The organism is Teichococcus deserti (genome assembly GCF_001982615.1).
Classification (GTDB): domain Bacteria; phylum Pseudomonadota; class Alphaproteobacteria; order Acetobacterales; family Acetobacteraceae; genus Pseudoroseomonas; species Pseudoroseomonas deserti.
Genome location: NZ_MLCO01000359.1, coordinates 1 through 4,518, shown reverse-complemented (window position 1 = coordinate 4,518; position 4,518 = coordinate 1). Strand labels below are relative to the sequence as shown.

The window sequence follows — 4,518 nt, the reverse complement described above, 5'->3', positions numbered from 1 at the left end:
CTCCCCCCGCTTGCACCGCAGCATCCCCCCCCGCATGCTGCGGCCGAGGTCCGGGCGCTGGGCCCGAGCGAGGATATCTCTGGATGCGGTTTCGCGTGGGGGTGGTGCTGGCCCTCCTCCTGGCACCATGGCAGGCCGCCCCGGCCTGGGCGCAGCGCGCCGCTTCCCCGCCGGCGGCGTCCGGGGGCCAGCAGGGCGGCCAGCAGCGCCCCGTCCAGGACCGCGAGGCGCTGATCGTCAACGAGCTGGGCCTCGGCCTGCGCGAGCTCTACATCGCCCCCGCCGGCAGCGTGGAGCCCGGGCCCGACCGGCTGGGCCAGGACACCCTGCCGACCGGCGCCTCGCTGCGCGTGGGCCTCGGCCGGCAGCGGCTCTGCCTGTTCGACGTGCGCGCGGTGCTGGCCGATGGCAGCGCCGAGGAGAAGCGCGGCGTCGACCTCTGCCGCAGCAGCCGCGTCACCTTCGGCGATCCGACCGCGCCGCTGCGCGAGGCGCAGGTGGTCAACGACACCGACCTGACCATGCGCGAATTCTACGCCATGCCCTCCGCCGCCCAGGGCCGCGGCGCCGCCGCGCGCGGGCCGGACCGGCTGGGCGCCGACATGGTCGGGCCGGAGGCGACCTTCACGCTGCGCCTCGGCCGCGCCCGCGAATGCCTCTACGACATGACCGCGGTCTACGAGGACGACACGCTGGAAGAGAAACGCCGCGTCGACCTGTGCCGCCGCAGCCGCGTGGTCTTCGGCGACAGCAATATCCCCTGGCGCGAGGTCGAGGTCGTCAACGGCACCCAGCGCACGCTGCGCAGCCTCTATGCCGCGCCGCTGCCGGCCCCCGGCGCGCCGGCGCCGACGCCGCCCGCGACCGCCGAGGAGCGCGAGGAACGCTGGGGCCCCGACCGCCTGGGCCAGATCACCGTCGGCGCCGGCGAGACCTTCCGCCTGCGCCTGCGCCGGCAGAGCTGCCAGGCCGATCTGCGCGTCGTCTACAATGACGAGCAGGCCGAGGAGAAATCCGCCGTGGACATCTGCGGCGGCGCCAAGGTGGTGTTCGACGGCGGCGGCATCGAGCGCCAGCCGGAACGCGCCTTCACCCTGGTCAACCGCCATGGCGCGCCGGTGCAGGAACTCTACGCCTCCAGCGTCGACGACACCGACTGGGGCGACGACCGGCTGCCCGGCGGCCCGCTGGAGCGCGGCGGCCGCTTCGAGGTGACGCTCCGCGCCGGCTGCGAGGTCGACCTGCGCGTCGTCTTCGGCAATGGCGGCGCCGAGGAGCGGCGCGGCGTGAACATCTGCGACAACGGGCTGATCGTGGTCCGCCCGGGCTGGACGCTGGCCGAGCGGCTGGACCAGGGGGCCGGGGCCATCGAGCAGGGCCCGCCGCGCGAGGGCAGCGTCCGCTTCCGCAATGCCGGCCCGGCGCCGCTGGTCGAGCTCTATGTCGATGCCGCGGGCAGCCCGCGCGGCGCCGACCGGCTGGGTGCGACCGTGCTCGGCCGCGGCGAGACGCTGGACTTCCAGCCGCCCGAAGGGGTCGGCTGCACCGGCCATCTGCGCGCCGTCTTCCGCAACGGGCTGGAAATCGACCGGCCGGATTTCGCCCTGTGCAGCGGCACCGAGGTCTCCCTTCCATGACTCCTTTCCGGTTGAAGGGCGGCTCGATGGCCGTCCTTCGCGTCGCGCTGGTTGCCGGCCTCGGCTGCGTCTCGCCCGCCCTGGCCCAGCCGGCCGCGCCCGCGGCCCCTGCTTCTGCGGCGACGGCCCAGCCGGCCCTGCTGCCGGTGCCACCCGCCCTGCGCGGCGCCTGGTTCGACGGCGAATGCACCGCCCCGCGCGCCATGCTGCAGGTCACCGCCCGTGCCGTGGTGCGGCTGCCCTCCGACGCGCCGGCCCGGCTGATCCGCTTCGGCGAGACGCGCCGCCAGCAAGCCGGGGCGCAGACCGACTGGCATGTCGGCATCGGCCGCGGCGCCGAGGCGCCCCGCATCCTGCTGCGCGGCGACGGCACCGCGCTGCAGACCGCCGAGCCCGACGCCAAGCTGCGCGACGACCGCCTGCCCGGCGACACCCCGCTGCAATCCTGGCACCGCTGCCCGAGCCCGCCGCCCGCCTTCGCCGCGCTGCATGGCGAGGGGCTGGCCTTCCTCGGCTCGCTCGAGGTGCTGGAGGCGGCCTGCGGCGGCGCTTCCGCCAGCCCCGCCGGCTGCGTCGCTGCCATCGTCCAGGAAGGCGACGTCTCCGGCGACAAGCTGCTGTCGGTGGCCGAGATCGCCCGCATGGTGCGCGGCATGACCTGGGTGCTGGCGGCCGCCGAGGATGCTGCGCCGGAAGGCGTCATGGCGGCCGGCGGCGGCGGGCTGCTGGCCGGCGTCGCCATCGCCCGCTTCGCCATGGAAAGCCTGGACTATGACGGCGACGGCAAGCTCTCCGCCGCCGAGCTCGGCCAGGACCGCGCCGTCTTCGCCCGGGCGCTGGGCAGCGAGGGCGGCCGGCCGCTGCGCCTCGAAGGCGTGCAGGAAGGCGTGACGCTGCTGCGGACGCTGCTCGACAGCACCATCCTCGGCCAGTAGCCGCGGCTCAGTCCTTGGCGGGGTCCTTGCGGGCGCCGTCGAGCAGCGCGTTGCGCCGCGCCTCGGCCTCGGCGTCGCGGGCGCGCTCGGCCTTGCTGCGGCCGAATTTCTCGCGGTTGGCGGCGGCCTGACGCCCGGCCTCGGCCCGGGCGGCCGCTTTCCGACGCTGGTTGAGGTTGACGATCTCTGCCATGCACGGAGGATAGTGCGGCACGCCGCGTCGGGGAATGGCCCGGACGCCCCAGGAGACTCGCATGCAGATCGAACTGGCCGCCGCCGATGGCCACCGGCTCTCCGCCTGGCGCCTGGGCCCGGACACGGCGCGGCGGGGCCTGGTGGTGGTGCAGGAGATCTTCGGCGTGAACCGCCACATGCGCCGGGTCTGCGAGCGATTCGCCCAGCAGGGCTACGCCGTCCTCGCGCCCGCGCTGTTCGACCGCGCCCAGCCGGGGGTCGAGCTCGGCTACGCGCCGGAAGACGTGAAGCAGGGCATCGCGCTGCGCGGCCAGATCGACGCCGCCGCGACCCTGCTCGACATCGAGGCCGCCGCCGCCGCCCTGCGCGCCAGCCTGGGCAAGGAGGCGAAGCTCGGCATCATCGGCTATTGCTGGGGCGGCACCGTCGCCTGGCACGGCGCGACCCGCTCCGAGGTCTTCGACGCCGCGGTCGGCTACTACGGCGGCGGCATCGCCGCGGCGAAGGACGAGACCCCGCATTGCCCGGTGCAGCTCCATTTCGGCGAGGCCGACCACGGCATCCCGCTGGACGACGTCGCCGCCATCCGCGCCGCCCAGCCGGGGATCGAGGTCTTCACCTATCCCGGCGCCCAGCACGGCTTCTCCTGCGAGGAGCGCGGCTCCTACAGCCCGACCGATTCGGCGCTGGCCGAGCAGCGCTCGCTCGGCTTCCTGGCGCGCCACCTCGCCGGATGATCACCTATATCGTCACGGTGGTGGTGATCCTGGCGGCGCTGGCGGCGCTGCCGCTGTGGCACGCCCAGGGCTTCGACGCGCCGCCGGTCGCCATGTGGGGGCTGCTGGCGGTCGCGGCGGTGGTGATGATGTTCAAAGGGCGGAAGGATTGAGGGGCCGGCCGGGGGAATGACTCCCCCTGGCGTTTCACTGGCCCTGCTGCAGGACGCTGCTCCGGAAATCCTCGATGTGTCGCCGCATCGCCGCTTCGGCGCCATCGCCGTCGCGGCGCGCCACCGCCTCGGCGATGGCGGCGTGCTGGGCGACGACCGACTGGCGGTGGCCGCTTTGCCCCGCGGCGATGAACCAGAAGCGGATCGCCCGGTCGCGCAGGTTGCGCAGGATATCCGCCAGCACGGCGTTGCGGGCGGCGCCGGCGATCAGGCCGTGGAATTCCTGCTCGAGGAGCATCAGCTGCTCGGTCTCCTCCACCGCGGTGGCGCTGCCGGCGCGCAGGATGTTGTCCTCCAGCGCGGCGATCTCGGCCGGGGTCGCGCGGGCGGCGGCCAGGCGGGCGGCGTGCCCCTCGTTGATCAGCCGGGCCTCGATGATGTCCAGCAGCTCGGCCGGGTCGATGCGGCGCACCTCCACGCGCTTGCGCGGGTGGACGATCACCAGCCCTTCCTGGCGCAGCCGGTCGAAGGCCTGCCGGACGGGGGTGCGGCCGAAGCCCAGGAGCTCGGCGACCTGGGCCTCGACCAGGCTGCTGCCGGGCGGGAAGCGGCAGGTGACGATGCGGCCGCGGATGGCGCGATAGGCCTGCTCCTGCAGCGACAGGACGGGCATCAGCGCTTCGGGCGGAACACGCCCTGGGCCAGGCGGGCCAGCGCGGCGCGCAGCTCGGGGTCGGCGACATCGGCGATCTTGGCGTCGATCGGGGCGGGCAGGGCGACGGGCTGCGGCTTCGGCGCGCGGCGGATGGGGGGCGGCATCTTGGCCTGGACGATGCGCAGCCGCTGCACCAGCGCCTGGCCC

General features: G+C 74.8%; 6 protein-coding genes and 1 pseudogene. 4 read left to right on the top strand and 3 right to left on the bottom strand.

Annotation, left to right across the window (positions count from 1 at the left end; all coding sequences use genetic code 11):
• Positions 1–83: 83 nt before the first annotated feature.
• Both BKE38_RS27070 and BKE38_RS27065 read left to right on the top strand, forming a co-directional pair.
• Positions 84–1,637, top strand: a complete 1,554-nt coding sequence (locus BKE38_RS27070) for a hypothetical protein (RefSeq protein ID WP_076960300.1) — start codon at positions 84–86, stop codon at positions 1,635–1,637.
• Between the two features lie 26 nt (positions 1,638–1,663).
• The gene (locus tag BKE38_RS27065) at positions 1,664–2,572 is read left to right on the top strand and encodes an EF-hand domain-containing protein (RefSeq protein WP_076960299.1); all 909 of its coding nucleotides are present in this window, start codon (positions 1,664–1,666) and stop codon (positions 2,570–2,572) included.
• Between the two features lie 7 nt (positions 2,573–2,579).
• On the opposite strand, the gene BKE38_RS27060 is transcribed toward BKE38_RS27065, so the two are convergent.
• Positions 2,580–2,765 (bottom strand): DUF4169 family protein, encoded by a 186-nt coding sequence (locus BKE38_RS27060; RefSeq protein WP_076960298.1) that lies wholly within the window; start codon positions 2,763–2,765, stop codon positions 2,580–2,582.
• A 61-nt stretch (positions 2,766–2,826) separates the two neighbouring features.
• Between BKE38_RS27060 and BKE38_RS27055 the strand changes: the two genes are divergently transcribed.
• Together BKE38_RS27055 and BKE38_RS32480 are read left to right on the top strand one after the other, a co-directional pair.
• Positions 2,827–3,504, top strand: a complete 678-nt coding sequence (locus BKE38_RS27055) for a dienelactone hydrolase family protein (protein WP_076960297.1) — start codon at positions 2,827–2,829, stop codon at positions 3,502–3,504.
• The gene (locus BKE38_RS32480) at positions 3,501–3,656 is read left to right on the top strand and encodes a DUF3309 family protein (RefSeq protein WP_165694298.1); all 156 of its coding nucleotides are present in this window, start codon (positions 3,501–3,503) and stop codon (positions 3,654–3,656) included. Before BKE38_RS27055 ends, BKE38_RS32480 begins: the two co-directional genes overlap by 4 nt.
• 34 nt (positions 3,657–3,690) lie before the next feature.
• On the opposite strand, the gene BKE38_RS27050 is transcribed toward BKE38_RS32480, so the two are convergent.
• Positions 3,691–4,329: a GntR family transcriptional regulator gene (locus BKE38_RS27050; protein WP_076960296.1), complete on the bottom strand. Its 639-nt coding sequence runs from the start codon at positions 4,327–4,329 to the stop codon at positions 3,691–3,693.
• Positions 4,329–4,518 (bottom strand): annotated as a pseudogene (locus tag BKE38_RS32475) (DUF721 domain-containing protein); the annotation flags it as partial. The gene BKE38_RS27050 and the pseudogene BKE38_RS32475, both read right to left, overlap by 1 nt.